Raw genomic sequence first — 14,291 nt, forward strand, 5'->3', positions numbered from 1 at the left:
TCAGATCGGCCCGAAAACCCGGTCGCAGTAAGGGTTCCGGAAGCGGCCGTCCGGGTCCACTTCGGACCGGACCCGGGTGAAGTCGTCGAACCGGGGGTAGCGGGCGCGCAGGGCTTCGGCGTCGAGGGTGTGCACCTTCCCCCAGTGCGGCCGCCCGCCGACCGCGCTGACGATCGATTCGAACAACGAGAAGTACGCCAGGTACGGCATCCCGCGGTACTGGTGGATCGCGATGTAGGCGCACTCGCGCTCGTGCGCTGTGGACAACCAGATGTCATCGGCTGCGGCGAAGCGCACCTCAACGGGGAACATCACCGGTTCGACCAATTGGGGGACCCTGGCGCGCAGTTCGGCCAGCACCTCGCCCAGTGCCGCGCGCGGGATCGCGTACTCGGACTCGACGAACCGCACCCGCCTGCTGGTCACGAAAACCTTGTGCGACACGTCGCTGTAGGCGCGTGGCGACAGCACGGAGGCGGACAACCTGTTGAGGGGTTTGACCAATCGCGGGACTAACCGGCCGATCTTGCACAAAGCGCCGAAGGCCGCGTTCTCCATGATCTCGTACTCGAAGAACTCGCGGGCCCGGCCGAGGGGCTGCGGGACCGCGCCCCCGGGCAGTCGGTTGTTGCGCTTGGTCAAGGCTTTCTGCCCGTAGGGGAACCAGTAGAACTCGAAGTGGTCGTTGTCCGCGCAGCTGTCGTCGAGTCCCTCGAGGACCGCGTCCAGGGGTTCCGGGCGTTCCTGGGCCGCCAGCGCGAACGCCGGTTCGGTGCGCAGCGTGACCGTGCTGATCACACCGAGTGCGCCGAGGCCGATCCTGGCCGCGGCGAACAGGTCCGGGCGCTCGGTGGCCGAGCAGCGCGCGACCGTTCCGTCCGCCAGCGCCAGTTCCAGGGCACTCACCTGGGTGGCGATCCCGCCGAGCCGGGCGCCGGTGCCGTGCGTGCCGGTGGCGATCGCGCCGGAGATGGTCTGCGCGTCGATGTCGCCGAGGTTGGCCATCGCGCGGCCGAGCCGGTCGAGTTCGGTGTTGAGCGCGGCCAGTGTCGTGCCGGAGCGGACGGTGACCTCGGCGCCGTCGACGGCGGTCACCCCGGTCCAGCCGGACAGGTCGAGCGCGACGCCGTGCGCGGCGGCGGCCGGGGTGAAGGAGTGCCCGCTTCCCCTGGCCCGCACGGTCAACCCGCGCTCGGCCGCCGAGGTGATCGCCGCGCTGATCTGCTCGGTCGTGCGCGGCGCGAGCACCTCCGCCGCGGTCGCCGACTCGGTGCCCGCCCAGTTGCGCCAGGCCAGTGCCGCTGTCTCCGCCATCGAACCTCCCGTGCCGCAACGCTAAGTGAATCCAGTTCACATTTCAATACCGCATGACGTACGGTTGGCGGTGTGCGCACCCAACGCGACCGCCTCGACACCGCCACCGCACACCTCGACCCACCGGTCGCCGTGGTGGACCTCGACGCCTTCGACCGCAACGCCGCCGATCTGCTGCGCCGCGCCGACGGCCGCCCGATCCGGGTGGCCAGCAAATCGGTGCGCTGCCGCTACCTGCTCGAACGCGCCCTGCGCCGTCCCGGGTTCGCCGGGGTGATGAGCTACGCGCTGCCGGAGGCGCTGTGGCTGACCCGGGTGTGGGCGGGCACCGACCTCGCGGACACCGACATCCTGGTCGCCTACCCGACCGCGGACCACTCGGCGCTGCGCGCGCTCGCCGAGGACGACACCGCCCGCCGACTCGTGTCGCTGACCGTCGACTCCGTCGACCACCTCGACCTGGTCGACGCCGTGCTCGGTGCCGACCACCCGGAGATCCGGCTCTGCCTGGAGTTGGACGTGTCGTGGCGCCCGCTGCGCGGCAGCGGCAAGGTCCACATCGGCGCCCGCCGCTCGCCGGTGTTCACCCCGGCCGAGGCCGAGGACCTCGCTCGGGCCATCGCGGCGCGGCCGGGTTTCCGGCTCGTGGGGGTCATGGGCTACGAGGGGCAGATCGCGGGGATGGGTGATCGGCCCGCGGGCAAGCCGCTGCTGGGCGCGGCGTTGCGTTGGGTCCAGCGGGAATCCGCCGGGGAACTGACCGCTCGGCGCACGCGGGCGGTCACCGCCATCAGCGCGGTCGCACCGCTGGAGTTCGTCAACGGCGGCGGGACCGGCAGCATCGAGACCACCAGGCTCGACCCGTCGGTCACCGAGATCGCCGCCGGGTCGGGGTTGATCGGTCCGGGCCTGTTCGACCACTACCGCCGGTTCACCCCGCGACCGGCCGTGTTGTTCGCGGTACCGGTGGTGCGCCTGCCCGCCCCCGGCATCGCCACCGTGCTCGGCGGCGGCTACCTCGCCTCCGGACCGGCCAACCGCGACCGGCTGCCGGTGCCGCACCTGCCGGAAGGTCTACGGCTGTTGCCGCTCGAAGGTGCGGGCGAGGTGCAGACCCCGCTCACCGGTGCCGACGGGCTGCGCGTCGGCGACCGGGTGTGGTTTCGGCACGCGAAGGCGGGGGAACTCGCGGAGCGGTTCACCGAGTACCAGGTGCTGGCGGGTGATTCCGTGGTCCGCGCGGTCCCCACCTACCGCGGTGAGGGGCACAGCTTCGGCTAGCGCGCCTGCTCGACCACCTTCATCTGACCGGACAGGTAGCTGCGCACCACCATCTTCGCCTCGGCGATCACCATCGCCTCGGGGAACAGCTTGCGCCGGAAGGCGAGGTTGAGGATCCCGTCGGCGATCTCGTTGGCCACCGCGACCGGCAGCCGGATGTCCTCGAACGGGATGCCGAACCGGTCGGCCAGGAAGGAGGCCAGGTTCTCCGCGATCACCGTGTTGTTGTCCCGCTCGCCGTCGATCAGCCGCAGGTCGACCACGTCGCCGAAGCGGATCCGGCTGAACCCGGGCACTTCGCGGTACATCCGCACGTAGCTGTCGAAGATCAGGTCGGCGCCGTCCCACCAGTGCTGCAGGTGCGCTTCGTCGAGCCTGCGGCCGATCTCGGCCATGAACTGGTCCAGGTTGCGCTGGGTCAGCGCCTGCACGACCGCCCGCTTGTCCGGGAAGAACTGGTAGAGCGACCCGACCGCCACCCCCGCGCGCTCCGCGATGAGTGTGGTGGTGACCCCGTCGTAGCCGAGTTCGTCGACCAGCTCCGCGCACGCCTCGAGCATCCTTTGCACGCGCTTGGCGCTGCGCTGCTGCACGGGTTGGCGGCGGAGTGGGGTAGGGCTGGCCACAGCGTCTCCTCCTGATCGCAGACGTTCATCTTGCCCGTCCAACGACTGAGGGAGACGCGCGAAATGGCCTCGACGCCACTTCCGGGACCAGTTTCGCGATTACCAACGGGTAATACCCGGGTGGAGCCGCGGACCGGTGCCGGTCGGGGACGCGAGAAAGCACATCAGCACCGGTCCGCGGAGTGCGCGGGGGCGGTGGGGCACCGCCCGGGGTCGGCGGTCTGGGCTCCGCGGCGTCCGGGGGAACGGCGGAACCCAGACCGCCTGCCTAGCGCGCGCTCGCGGTGAGGCGACGCGACTTGCGGCCGCCCTCTGCCTTGCGGCGCGTGGTGTGCTGGGGCGCCAGGCCCCCGGCGACGAGGTGCTCGTAGGCGGCGCGCCACACCGAGCAGGGCGCCTTCTGCTGGCGCCACCGGCTCGAGCAGGTGGGGCAGTTGCCCTTGGCGTCGGGCTCGTGCGCGGTCAGCATCGACCGCCAGCCCTCGGTGAGCCGGGGCAGCTCCGAGCGGGCTACCGACAGCAGCGACGGGGCGTCGGCCCGGTTCGCCAGTTCGGTGAGCATGTCCAGCCGCTCCCAAACGGCGCTGCGCAGGACCTGGCCGAGTATCTCGTCCACCTCAACGTCACCGTTACCTTTCCGCCTGTTCGGCGGCTTCGCGGAGGGCGTCGCGCAGCTGGCCGAGTTGGCCGCTGGAGAGCACCGCCGTCTCACCGGGTGGCCCGACCAGGACCACCTTGTTCTTCTCCACGAGCACCGTCAGGCACCGGTCGCGGTTGATCACGTCCCCGCAGGCGATGCGCCAGACCCGGCGCTCACCGACCGAGCCGTGCAACTCGCCCCGGAAGTCCCGGTGCGCCTCGGCGGTCACCTCGACGTGGGGTTCCACCCGCCTGGCCTGCGCTGCCGCCAAGGGGCTGGGAGCCGACCGGAGCAGTTCCACGTTCTCGGTTTCCCTCCGTGCTCGTACGCTTACAACGAACTACATTGAGGCGTGCCGACCGGCAGTGGTGCGGCACAGCGCCGATCGGCGGTGGTTTCACGGTGAGCGGTCGACCGAGTTCGGTCGGACCGATCAGGTTCACCGATCCGCCCTTCTCGCTGCCTGTGAAGTGCGCTTACTCTGCGGTTGACGCCCGGCGGAGAGTGAGAGGGGCGGAATGAACTCCATCGGATCCTCGGGTTCTCCCATTTCTTCCGACACCTGGGAGGAGCCCGAGATGCGGGCCGCGCTTGCCGCGCGGGAGGTCAGTTCCGTGTATCGGCTGCTCCGCCGCACTGGCGTGTCGCAGCGCCAGATCGCCGCGATGACCGGCCAGTCGCAGTCCGAGGTGTCGGAGATCCTCAAGGGTCGTCAGGTGATGGCCTACGACGTGCTCGCCAGGATCGCCGACGGACTGGGTGTCCCGAGGGGATACATGGGCCTCGCCTACGACGAGGTCACCGCGGTCCGTGTGGCGGTGACCCGCGAGGCCGCGCAGCCTGAGGAGAGCGAAGAGGTGAAGCGTCGGGAGTTCCTGGCACACGCGGCCGCCGTCACGGTGGGCGCGAACGTGCTGGGCAACAACTCCGGGTCGTGGGTCGCCAACCCCGTCCAGACCCCAGCGCCCGGGCGCATCGGGATCACCGATGTGCGCCAGGTCGAGGCGGCGACCAGAGCTCTGCGGTCGCTGGACTACCAGTACGGCGGTGGTTTCTGCCGCGACGCGGTGGTCGCGCAGCTGTCCTGGGGTCAGCAGATGCTCGGTGCCTCCGGGCCCGATCACGTCAAGCAACGCCTGCACGTCGCACTCGCCGACCTGCACAACCTGGCCGGGTGGACCTCGTTCGACATCGGCCTGACCGATTCCGCCCGCAACCACTTCGGCAAGGCCCTGGAACTGGCCAAGGCCGGGAAGAGCGAGCCGCTCGTCGCCAACATCCTGTACCGGATGGGCCGGGTCTACCTGCACAAGGAGTCCCCGGACGACGCGCTGAAGATGTTCCAGCTGGGCCAGATCGCCGCCCAGGAGTCCGGTTCCGAGCTCGCGGTGGCGGTGATCTGCGCCAACCAGGCGTGGGCCTACGCGCTGATGGGGCACAAGGACCAGACCATGAAGCTGATCGGCCGGACCCGCGACGAGTTCGCCCGCGCCGACCACGCCAAGGCCGAGGACTGGGTCCGCTTCTTCAACGAGACCGATGTCTACGCCATGATCGGCACCGTGCACACGGTGTTGGCGCAGACCACCGACCCGACGCACACGAAGTTCGCCATCCCGGCGCTGACCAAGGCCATCGACTCCTACGGCGATGACTACGCGCGCAGCCGGGCGTTCAACCTCAGCGCGTTGGCCACCAACCACATGTTGGAGGGCGACATCGACCACGGGGCCCGGGTGGGCCGCGCGGCGGTGGAGCTGGCCGAGTCGCTGAAGTCCTCGCGGGTGAAGGACCGGCTCAAGCCGCTGCTCAACGAGGCGACCAAGCGCCGCAACAACGCCGACGCGCGGGAGCTCGCAGAGCAGATCATCAATCTCAGCGTGGCCTGACCGGGGCGTTCAGGCAGGCCATCGCCGTCTGTGGGGACCGATGGCCACCAACGGGTTGTTCACCAGGGCCAACCTGGACGCGGCGCTGGCCGCGGTGTGCGCGCGGGTGGGGGTCGACCCCGCCGGTGCGCGTCTGCTGCGGTTCACCAACAACGCCGTGTTCCGGCTCGCCGCCGACCCGGTGGTGGTCAGGATCGTCGGCTCGGTCGCCCTGCGGCACCGGGTGCACAAGGTGGTCCGGGTCGCCGAGTGGTTCGCCGCCAACGACGTCCCCGCGGTGCGGTTGACCGAGGGGATAGCCCAGCCGGTCTGCGTGGGTGACTACGCGGCGACGGTGTGGGACGCCGTGCCCGAGCACGGCGTCCCACCCAGGGCGGCTGATCTGGCCAGGCTGCTGCGGGTGGTGCACGCGCTCCCCGAACTGCCGGAACTGCCGGAGTGGGACCCGCTCGACGACGTGCGCAGGCGTCTCGGCGAGGCGGAGGGCCTCGACGGCGACGACCTGGAGTTCCTGCGGGAGCGGGTGGAGCAGACCGGTGCCCGGCTGCGGGCGCTGAGCTTCCCGTTACCCAGGGGCCTGGTGCACGGCGACGCGCACCTGGGCAACCTGATCCCGACCGCGGGCGGTCCGGTGTTGTGCGACTTCGACTCCAGCTGCCTCGGTCCGCCGGAGTGGGACATGACCCCGTTGGCGGTGGGGGTGAGCCGGTTCGGCGAGCCCGCCGCCCGCTACCGGGAACTGGCCGTCGGGTACGGCTTCGACGTCACTCTGTGGAGTGGTTTTTCGGTGCTTCGCGAAGTACGCGAGCTCAAGCTCATCACCAGTGTCCTGCCGATCATGAACAGCAGCCCGCAGGTGCGCCCTGAGCTGCTCCGACGGCTCCGCGACTTCCGCACCGGGGACACCTCGGCGCGCTGGGCGCGTTACCGCTGAACCGGCTTTTCGACCGGATGGCGGTATCCCGGCGGGTAACGGAGCGCACATCGTGAACGACGCCAGGGTCAGCGGGCCGGATGTACTACGCGGGCACCGCCCCTGGTCACTGTCCGTGTCGGCTTCAGGCGAGGTGCTCATGTTCCGGTACCGGCGACGCGCTCTGGCCTCCGCTCGTGCGCTCGAGCAGGCGGTGGACAGCCAGTTGGCCTGCGTGGCGCGGTTGCCGGAGGACGCCAGGCGCCGCTCGGCCGATCACCTGGCCGAGTTGGTCGGCCTCGCGCGGGCCTACCGCGCCTACGCCAAGGGCTGGATCTCCTACCGCGAGTTGGAGAGCCGGGGCCGGATCGCCACCGCGCGGCTGTCGCACCTGCGCTCCCCGCACCCGGCGGCGGCGCACCTCACCGAGCGGGACTGACCACTCGGCGTTGCGCCGTTCGGCCCACCTCGAACAGCTCATCCGGTTGCACGGATTCGGCAACTCGGCGTTGAACGGCTCCTTCTCCTCGCCGAACCGCTCGCCCGCCTGTGGACAACTCCCCCCGATTCATCCACAACTGTGGACAACTCGCTGTGGATTACTCCGCGGTACTGGGGATACCCGGGTGGATCCGCAGGTCAGGAGACCGGGGCGCGGGTGAGGACGACCGCGAAGCCGAACGCCAGGCCCATGATGGCCAGTTCCACCCCGGCCCAGGCGACCAGCGCGGTGCCGCGGTGCGCGGCGATGGCGGGCATCAACTTCCAGCGGATCCGGGCACCGAGGGCGGCGAGGCCGACCAGGCAGGCGGTCTTGAGCAGCACCAGCACGCCGTAGCGGGTGCCGACCAGCGCCTCGACCAGCGGGATATTGGGGTTGACCAGCAGTTCCACCGCGCCGTTGAACAGGCCGGTCGCGGTCACGACGACCAGGCAGACGGTGGCCAGCTTGGAGAACCGCGGCAGGGCCTGCGCCAGGAGGGTCCGGTTGGCGGCCAGGAGGACGACGAGCGCGCCGAGGCCACCCGTCCACGCCGCCGCCGACATGACGTGCAGCTCCATGGAGATCATCGTGAAGTCGTGCCAGCGCCAGTTGGTGGCGTGCCCGGTGACCGGTAGCGGCAGCAGGGCGAACAACGCGACCGCGGCCCGCAGTTCGGCGGGCACCGATTCCCCCACGCGCACCGACCACAGCGACAGGCCGAAGCTGATCAGTGCGAACGCGGCGACGAACACCAGCGCCTTGCCAGCGCCGACCGTCCCGATGTAGTCGACGACCGACGCGGCCGACACGTTCGCGCCCGGCCGCAGCTCCGCGGTCTGCAGCACGAGGGCCACCAGCGCGGTCACGACCCACACCAGGGCGCTGAGCATCGCGACCCGCCGCGCGCCCGCCAGGACCGGTTCGGCGAGCTTGGGCCGGTCGAACCCGATGAGCAGCGGCAGCAGGCTCAGCCCGACGGTCACCACCGCGGCCATGTCCAGCAGCACCCGCACGACCGGGAGACCGACCCGGACCACCACCGCCGGTTCCGGCAACCCCGGGACCGGTGCCGCCGCGGTGACCACGAGGCCGACGAGGACGCCGACGATCGAGGACACCACGAGGACGGCCGCGAGCCCCGGGTAGGTGGTGGTCCGGGTGTTGGTCACTTCTCGGTGCCCCCGACCCGCAGCGCCAGGAACACACCCGCGCCGAGCAGCACGGCCGCGCCCGCGATCCAGACCCACACGGGGACACCGCCGTCGTCTTCGGCCGCGGCCTGGCCGGTGGTGGGGGCGACTTCCTCGGCGGGTGCCGGGGTGCCGGTCCCCGCCGAGGTCAGGGTGAACTTGATCTCGCCGGACACCGGGTGGCCGTCCGCGGACAGGATCCGGTAGCCGACCCGGTAGTCACCGGCCGGGCCCAGCGGGCGCAGCGGCGCGGTGACGACGTTGCCGCGCACCGCCGCTTTGCCGCCCTGCCACTGGCCGGTGCCGTCCGGCCCGACCACGACGATCGAGTTGAGGTTCTCCCCGGCCTGCACCGGCTGGTCGAAGGTCAGCTCGATCGTGCTCGGACCCGAGTCGACCGACGCCTTGTCGGCCGGGCTGCTCGACACCAGTTGGTTGTGCGCCAACGCCGGGCCCGCGAGCCCGACCGTGGCGAACAACGCGACCGCGAGCGCCGCGAGGCCACGCCCCACCGCGCGCATCGGTCAGCTCCCCGCCTTCGCGGCGGCGATCGCCTTGCGCGCGCGCAGGGTCGCGCCCGCGCCGAGGCCGAGGCCGAGCGCGCCGACGACCAGGCCCGCACCGCCGAGCCAGCGGGCGGTGTTGTCGGCGCCCTTCGCCTCGGCGGCCTTGTCGGAGTGGGTGTCGGTGCTGGCCGCGGCGGGTGCGGCGGCCGCGTGGTCGCCGCCGCCCTCGGTGGCCTTGGTCAGCTTGATGACCGGCGCGGGGTGCTCGGGCTCCTCGGCGCCCGCGGCGGGCGGCGGGGCATCCCAGGCCACGACCTTGCCGCTGTCGTAGGTCTGGGTGGCGGGGAGCACGAGCTGGTCGGTCTCGGGCAGCGCGCCACCGGACACCTCGAACTCGGCGAACTCGCCGGGGCCGATCCGGGTGCCCGCGGCGGCGGTCCAGGTGACCGTGCTGACCGCCTCGGTGATCTCGGCGCCGTGCACGGTGATCGGCTTGTCCAGCTTGGCCTTGCTGATGGTGGCGGTCCAGCCCGCCAGCGGCTTGGTGCGCAGCGAGGCGATCGGGGTTTCTGCGGGGAACTTCACCTCGAGCTTGACGGTGCCCGCGGTGTTGTCCTCGTTCGGCACCCGGAAGGTGATCTTGGTGTAGCCGCCCTGGACGGCGGGCTCGCCGATGACCTTGGCGGTCACGTGCGCGGAGGCGATGCCCGAGGTGAACAGGACAGCGGTCCCGGCGGCGGCCAGCACTACGCCAGCGCGCGCGGCAAAGCGGTAGGTCGACATAACGAGGTATCTCCTGAAGTGAAGGGTCGAGTCGAACGCGACTCGCGAGGGGGTGCGGGGGCTTCAGGAGGGGACTGGGGGGCCGCGCCTGGTGCAGACGACGCGTAAGAGGATCGCCAGCAGGTGGCTGACGGCGGTGGTGACCGGGACGCTGGGCAGCGGCGCGGTCGGCGCGAGGCTGATGGTCAGTACCCGGACCAAGCCGGTGACCGCGCTCGCGATGGCGTTGAGGGCGGCCCCGGCCGCGGTCAGCAGGACCGCGTTGATCACCGTGGCCGCGACGTGCGTGGCCAGCATCAGCCCGCCGTTGATCGCGGGCGTGTGCTGGTGGCCGTCGTGCGGCACGGCGATGTCGGTGAGCAGCACGTGCAGGCAGAGTTGGCTGACCCCGAGCAGCACCAGGGTCGCGACGAGCCCGCCGCGCCGGTCGGCCAGCGCGGTACCGGCCCACCCGACCAGCGCGGTCAACGCCAGCGTGACCGCCGTGTCCGGGATCCCGCCGCCCGCCATGCCGTGCGCGGAGATCGCCAGCGCCGCGCTGGACCCGCCCAGGAGCGCGCCGCGCAGCGCGCGCGGAGCACGCGGCGGACTCACTCGACCGGGGGGCACAACCCAAGAGCGTAAGCGCTGGTGTCCAGAGGTCTCGACCACAGTCCGGCTGCCGGGACCGGGGATCAGACCCCGAGCGCGGTCAGCAGCCGGTCTTCGAGCTGGTCCAACTCGGTGCCCACGGCTCGGTGCGCGGCCCGCCGCCTGGCCGCCGGCATCCGCTCGGCGGCCCGGACGGCCGCCGCGAGCTGCCGCAACCGGGTGTCGGCCTCGTCGGCGAACGCGCGGTCCTGGTGGGTCGCGTCCGCCTTGGTCCGCAGCTCGGCGATGGCCGAGGCGGCGCCTGCGATGCGTGCGTGCAACGCGCCGCCGCGGCCGGAGTAGTGGCCCAGGTCGTCGACCGAGATGCCCAGCCTGCGGGCCTTGCGCCGGTCCCAGCCGTCGCGGACCGCGGCCGCCGACTTGAGCAGGTAGGGCGCCACCACCGGCAGTACGGCTGGTGCGAGCACCTTCGCCACCGCGATCGCGTTCTTGGCCTTCGCGGGCGTGATCAGGGGCAGGTCCGCCACCTTCTTGCGCGCCATGACATGAACTTACTTGGCGTGATCGCCCCCGGCACGTCCACCGGTGCCGTCGGGCGGTACCGGAATCGTCGGCCACCGCAACTAAGCTGCACAGTGTGACTACAACGGTGCTCCTCGACGCCGGCGTGGTGAGCCGCTGCAGGCGTCGTGTGCACCTGGAGCACGACCCCGCCATGCGCGATGTGCCGCGCGGTGCGCCCGATCCCACTTCTGAGCTGCGCAAAGCCGACGCGACCGCGCACCGGCGGGTGGTCGCCGACCAGCTGGCCGCCCGCTTCGGCGAGCGCTGGTACGAGGTGCCCAACGGCCCCACCACCCGGTCGGCGGACCGCGAGGCGGCGACCGCGGCCGCGCTGGCCGAGGGGCGCGACTTCATCTGGGGTGCGGCTCTGCCGCGCGACACCCTGGCGGGCCGCCGCGGCAGCATCGACCTGCTGGTCAAGACCGTGGGCGGGTACGTCCCGGTCCTGGTGGTCCGGCACAAGGTCACCGACCCGGGCAGCGGGGCGCGCAGCTCACCGCTCGACGAGCTCGCCGAGGTCGGCGGCACCCAGGACAAGACCCGCAAGATCCGCCCGCAGCCGCGCGACCAGCTGCGCCTCGCCCATGCCAGGCGGTTGCTGCAGGCGGCCGGGTTCGCCGACGAGCGGACGGCGTTCGCCGGGGTGATCGGCCTCGACGGGGACGCCGTGGTCTGGCACGACCTGCAGGCGCCGACCTGGCCGGGCGGTCGGACCGCGCTGGCCGAGTACGACAGCCGCTTCGCCGACCGGATCGCCGTGGCGGCGGCCGCTGCCACGGGTGAACCCGCGTTGGCCGAGCCGTCGCGGATCGTGGAGTGCCGCAGCTGCCCGTGGTGGCCGGTGTGCGAGGCCGAGCTGGTGCAGACGCGCGACGTCAGCCTGGTCGTGCGCGGCGAGGACGCCGGGATGCTGCGCGCGGCCGGGGTCACCTCGGTCGACGCGCTCGCCGAGATCGACCCGCACAACTCGGACGTGCCGCTGGTCGGGATGCCGGTCGAGGACGCGGTCGGCTTGGCGCGGGCGTGGCTGGCGGATCTGACCGTGGTGCGCCGCAGCGAGGTGATCGACGTGCCGCGCGCGGACGTCGAGGTCGATGTGGACATGGAGAGCTTCGGCGACGCGGGCGCGTACATGTGGGGCGTGCTGCTCTCCGGCGCCGACATCGGTGAGCCGCGGGGCTACCGGGCGTTCGTCAGCTGGGAGCCGTTGCCGACCGAGGACGAGGCCCGCTCCTTCGCCGAGTTCTGGCGCTGGCTGACCGGGGTTCGCGCCGCCGCAGCCGAGCGCGGGCTGAGCTTCCGCGCGTACTGCTACAACGAACTCGCCGAGAACCGGTGGCTGCTGGCGTCGGTGAAGCGCTTCGGCGGGTTCCCCGGGGTGCCGCGCAAGCGCGAGGTCATCGCCTTCATCGAGTCCGACGAGTGGTTCGACCTGTTCGGCAGCGTCCGGGAGTACTTCCTGTGCTCGCACGGCAAGGGGCTCAAGACGATCGCGCCGGTCGCCGGGTTCACCTGGCGCGACCCGGAGGCGGGCGGCGAGAACTCGATGCGCTGGTACCGCGACGCGGTCGGGTTGGACGGTGGTGAGCCGGAGCTGCCGCAGCGCACGCGGTTGCTGGAGTACAACGAGGACGACGTCCGCGCGACCGCGACGCTGCGGGCCTGGATGACCTCGCCCGCGGTGAACGACATCCCGTACGTGGGCGACATCTGATCGCTCGCCTGGGCGGGTGCACTCGAATACGGTTGGCGGCGTACCCGAGCAAGAGGGAGCAGTTGTATGCCGCAGCAGGTCCGGGGTGTCGTCGCCCGCGCCAAGGGACAGCCGGTCAGCGTCGAGACGGTCACCGTGCCAGACCCGGGTCCCGGCGAGGCGGTGGTGAAGGTGCTGACCTGCGGGGTCTGCCACACCGACCTGCACTACCGCGAGGGCGGCATCAACGACGAGTTCCCGTTCCTGCTCGGCCACGAGGCGTCCGGGATCGTGGAGTCGGTCGGCGAGGGCGTGACCGACGTGGCGCCGGGGGACTTCGTGATCCTCAACTGGCGCGCGGTGTGCGGGACCTGCCGGGCGTGCTTGAAGGGCAAGCCCTGGTACTGCTTCAGCACGCACAACGCGAAGCAGCCGATGACGCTCGAGGACGGCACCCCGCTGTCGCCCGCGCTGGGGATCGGCGCGTTCGCGGAGAAGACGTTGGTGCACAGTGGACAGTGCACGAAGGTCGACCCGTCCGCCTCGCCCGCCGCGGTGGGGTTGTTGGGCTGCGGCGTGATGGCGGGCATCGGCGCGGCGGTGAACACCGGTGGTGTCGGCCGCGGCGACAGCGTCGCGGTGATCGGCTGCGGCGGTGTGGGTGACGCGGCGATCGCCGGTGCCAGGTTGGCCGGTGCCACGACGATCATCGGCGTGGACGTCGACGACCGGAAGTTGGCCTGGGCCAAGGGGATCGGTGCCACGCACACGGTCAACGCCGGGTCGGGCGACCCGGTCGCGGCGATCCAGGAGCTGACCGGCGGGTTCGGCGCGGACGTGGTGATCGACGCGGTGGGGCGGCCGGAGACCTGGAAGCAGGCGTTCTACGCGCGGGACCTGGCAGGCACGGTCGTGCTCGTCGGCGTGCCGACCCCGGACATGCGGCTGGAGATGCCGCTGATCGACTTCTTCTCCCGGGGCGGGTCGCTCAAGTCCAGCTGGTACGGCGACTGCCTGCCCTCGCGCGACTTCCCGTACCTGGTCGACCTCTACCAGCAGGGCCGCCTGGACCTCGACGCGTTCGTCACGGAGAAGATCGCGCTGGACGAGGTCGAGGCCGCGTTCACCCGCATGCACCACGGCGAGGTGCTGCGCTCGGTGGTGGTCCTCTGATGTCGGCCCGCATCGACCACGTGGTCACCTCCGGCACCTTCAGCCTCGACGGCGGCACCTGGGAGGTCGACAACAACGTGTGGCTCGTTGGCGACGACCACGAGGTCATCGTCATCGACGCCGCGCACGACCCCGACGAGATCCTCGCCGCGGTGGACGACCGGGTGGTGCGCGCGATCATCTGCACGCACGCGCACGACGACCACATCAACGCCGCGGCGGACCTGGCCACCGCCACCGACGCCCTCGTGCACCTGCACCCGGCCGACGACCCGCTGTGGCGGGTGCTCTACCCGGACGCCGACTACGAGCCGCTGCACGACGGGCAGCAGTTCGAGGTGGGCGGCGTGTTCCTGGAGGTCATGCACACCCCTGGCCACGCGCCGGGCGCGGTCTGCGTCTACGCCCCGCAGCTGGACGCGATCTTCACCGGCGACACCCTGTTCGAAGGTGGTCCAGGGGCCACCGGTCGCTCGTTCAGCGACTTCCCGACGATCATCGACTCGATCTCCGAGCGCCTGCTGGCGCTGCCGGTGACCACCAAGGTGCACACCGGTCACGGCGACTCGACGACCATCGGCGCCGAGGCGCCGCACCTGGACGAGTGGATCGCCAGGGGCCACTAGTAGCTGGGTCGGGTCACT

General features: G+C 71.5%; 16 protein-coding genes. 7 read left to right on the forward strand and 9 right to left on the reverse strand.

Features of this window, described 5'->3' with window-relative positions; all coding sequences use genetic code 11:
- Entirely contained in the window at positions 1-1,314 is a 1,314-nt protein-coding gene (locus JOD54_RS06590) for a D-arabinono-1,4-lactone oxidase (protein ID WP_204449679.1), read from the reverse strand.
- Positions 1,315-1,386: 72 nt separating this feature from the next.
- Here JOD54_RS06590 and JOD54_RS06595 point away from each other — a divergent pair, with 72 nt between their 5' ends.
- Positions 1,387-2,595, forward strand: a complete 1,209-nt coding sequence (locus JOD54_RS06595) for an amino acid deaminase/aldolase (RefSeq protein ID WP_204449680.1) — start codon at positions 1,387-1,389, stop codon at positions 2,593-2,595.
- On the opposite strand, the gene JOD54_RS06600 is transcribed toward JOD54_RS06595, so the two are convergent.
- From JOD54_RS06600 to JOD54_RS06610, 3 genes are all read right to left on the reverse strand, one after another.
- Positions 2,592-3,221, reverse strand: a complete 630-nt coding sequence (locus JOD54_RS06600; protein ID WP_204449681.1) for a TetR family transcriptional regulator — start codon at positions 3,219-3,221, stop codon at positions 2,592-2,594. The genes JOD54_RS06595 and JOD54_RS06600 overlap by 4 nt on opposite strands.
- A gap of 268 nt (positions 3,222-3,489) precedes the next feature.
- Positions 3,490-3,837, reverse strand: a complete 348-nt coding sequence (locus tag JOD54_RS06605) for a hypothetical protein (protein ID WP_204449682.1) — start codon at positions 3,835-3,837, stop codon at positions 3,490-3,492.
- A 13-nt stretch (positions 3,838-3,850) separates the two neighbouring features.
- On the reverse strand, positions 3,851-4,090 hold the full coding sequence (locus JOD54_RS06610) for a hypothetical protein (RefSeq protein WP_307860517.1): 240 nt from the start codon (positions 4,088-4,090) through the stop codon (positions 3,851-3,853).
- 289 nt (positions 4,091-4,379) lie between these two features.
- Here JOD54_RS06610 and JOD54_RS06615 point away from each other — a divergent pair, with 289 nt between their 5' ends.
- Genes JOD54_RS06615 through JOD54_RS06625 form a run of 3 tightly spaced genes read left to right on the forward strand, consistent with a single transcriptional unit; the run spans position 4,380 to position 7,102 of the window.
- Entirely contained in the window at positions 4,380-5,750 is a 1,371-nt protein-coding gene (locus tag JOD54_RS06615) for a helix-turn-helix domain-containing protein (RefSeq protein ID WP_204449683.1), read from the forward strand.
- Between the two features lie 40 nt (positions 5,751-5,790).
- The gene (locus JOD54_RS06620; RefSeq protein ID WP_204449684.1) at positions 5,791-6,684 is read left to right on the forward strand and encodes a phosphotransferase family protein; all 894 of its coding nucleotides are present in this window, start codon (positions 5,791-5,793) and stop codon (positions 6,682-6,684) included.
- 52 nt (positions 6,685-6,736) lie between these two features.
- The gene (locus JOD54_RS06625; RefSeq protein WP_307859868.1) at positions 6,737-7,102 is read left to right on the forward strand and encodes a hypothetical protein; all 366 of its coding nucleotides are present in this window, start codon (positions 6,737-6,739) and stop codon (positions 7,100-7,102) included.
- A 200-nt stretch (positions 7,103-7,302) separates the two neighbouring features.
- Here JOD54_RS06625 and JOD54_RS06630 read toward each other — a convergent pair whose 3' ends face one another.
- The 5 genes from JOD54_RS06630 to JOD54_RS06650 all read right to left on the reverse strand — a co-directional run bounded on the left by JOD54_RS06630 (position 7,303) and on the right by JOD54_RS06650 (position 10,759).
- On the reverse strand, positions 7,303-8,316 hold the full coding sequence (locus JOD54_RS06630) for a CopD family protein (protein ID WP_204449685.1): 1,014 nt from the start codon (positions 8,314-8,316) through the stop codon (positions 7,303-7,305).
- Positions 8,313-8,858 (reverse strand): copper resistance CopC family protein, encoded by a 546-nt coding sequence (locus JOD54_RS06635; RefSeq protein WP_204449686.1) that lies wholly within the window; start codon positions 8,856-8,858, stop codon positions 8,313-8,315. The genes JOD54_RS06630 and JOD54_RS06635 overlap by 4 nt, the downstream gene beginning before the upstream one ends.
- Before the next feature lie 3 nt (positions 8,859-8,861).
- Positions 8,862-9,626, reverse strand: coding sequence for a YcnI family copper-binding membrane protein (locus JOD54_RS06640; RefSeq protein WP_204449687.1), 765 nt, complete (start codon positions 9,624-9,626; stop codon positions 8,862-8,864).
- Between the two features lie 63 nt (positions 9,627-9,689).
- Complete coding sequence (locus JOD54_RS06645; protein ID WP_204449688.1) at positions 9,690-10,235, reverse strand: hypothetical protein; 546 nt, start codon at positions 10,233-10,235, stop codon at positions 9,690-9,692.
- Between the two features lie 65 nt (positions 10,236-10,300).
- Positions 10,301-10,759 (reverse strand): DUF6474 family protein, encoded by a 459-nt coding sequence (locus JOD54_RS06650; RefSeq protein ID WP_204449689.1) that lies wholly within the window; start codon positions 10,757-10,759, stop codon positions 10,301-10,303.
- Positions 10,760-10,854: 95 nt separating this feature from the next.
- Here JOD54_RS06650 and JOD54_RS06655 point away from each other — a divergent pair, with 95 nt between their 5' ends.
- The 3 genes from JOD54_RS06655 (at position 10,855) to JOD54_RS06665 (ending at position 14,273) form a co-directional block, all read left to right on the forward strand.
- A complete protein-coding gene (locus JOD54_RS06655; RefSeq protein WP_204449690.1) occupies positions 10,855-12,495 on the forward strand; it encodes a TM0106 family RecB-like putative nuclease in 1,641 nt (546 codons plus the stop codon).
- Between the two features lie 66 nt (positions 12,496-12,561).
- On the forward strand, positions 12,562-13,647 hold the full coding sequence (locus JOD54_RS06660) for an S-(hydroxymethyl)mycothiol dehydrogenase (RefSeq protein WP_204449691.1): 1,086 nt from the start codon (positions 12,562-12,564) through the stop codon (positions 13,645-13,647).
- Complete coding sequence (locus JOD54_RS06665; RefSeq protein WP_204449692.1) at positions 13,647-14,273, forward strand: MBL fold metallo-hydrolase; 627 nt, start codon at positions 13,647-13,649, stop codon at positions 14,271-14,273. Before JOD54_RS06660 ends, JOD54_RS06665 begins: the two co-directional genes overlap by 1 nt.
- Positions 14,274-14,291 lie beyond the last annotated feature (18 nt).

This window comes from Actinokineospora baliensis (assembly GCF_016907695.1).
Lineage (GTDB): Bacteria > Actinomycetota > Actinomycetes > Mycobacteriales > Pseudonocardiaceae > Actinokineospora > Actinokineospora baliensis.

What these genes read in the sequence shown, in the direction of transcription:
- JOD54_RS06660 (WP_204449691.1), top strand. Translation starts at nt 12,562, where the DNA reads ATGCCGCAGCAGGTCCGGGGTGTCGTCGCCCGCGCCAAGGGACAGCCG.
- JOD54_RS06620 (WP_204449684.1), top strand. Translation starts at nt 5,791, where the DNA reads ATGGCCACCAACGGGTTGTTCACCAGGGCCAACCTGGACGCGGCGCTG.
- JOD54_RS06650 (WP_204449689.1), bottom strand. Translation starts at nt 10,759, where the DNA reads ATGGCGCGCAAGAAGGTGGCGGACCTGCCCCTGATCACGCCCGCGAAG.
- JOD54_RS06665 (WP_204449692.1), top strand. Translation starts at nt 13,647, where the DNA reads ATGTCGGCCCGCATCGACCACGTGGTCACCTCCGGCACCTTCAGCCTC.
- JOD54_RS06640 (WP_204449687.1), bottom strand. Translation starts at nt 9,626, where the DNA reads ATGTCGACCTACCGCTTTGCCGCGCGCGCTGGCGTAGTGCTGGCCGCC.
- JOD54_RS06635 (WP_204449686.1), bottom strand. Translation starts at nt 8,858, where the DNA reads ATGCGCGCGGTGGGGCGTGGCCTCGCGGCGCTCGCGGTCGCGTTGTTC.
- JOD54_RS06615 (WP_204449683.1), top strand. Translation starts at nt 4,380, where the DNA reads ATGAACTCCATCGGATCCTCGGGTTCTCCCATTTCTTCCGACACCTGG.
- JOD54_RS06590 (WP_204449679.1), bottom strand. Translation starts at nt 1,314, where the DNA reads ATGGCGGAGACAGCGGCACTGGCCTGGCGCAACTGGGCGGGCACCGAG.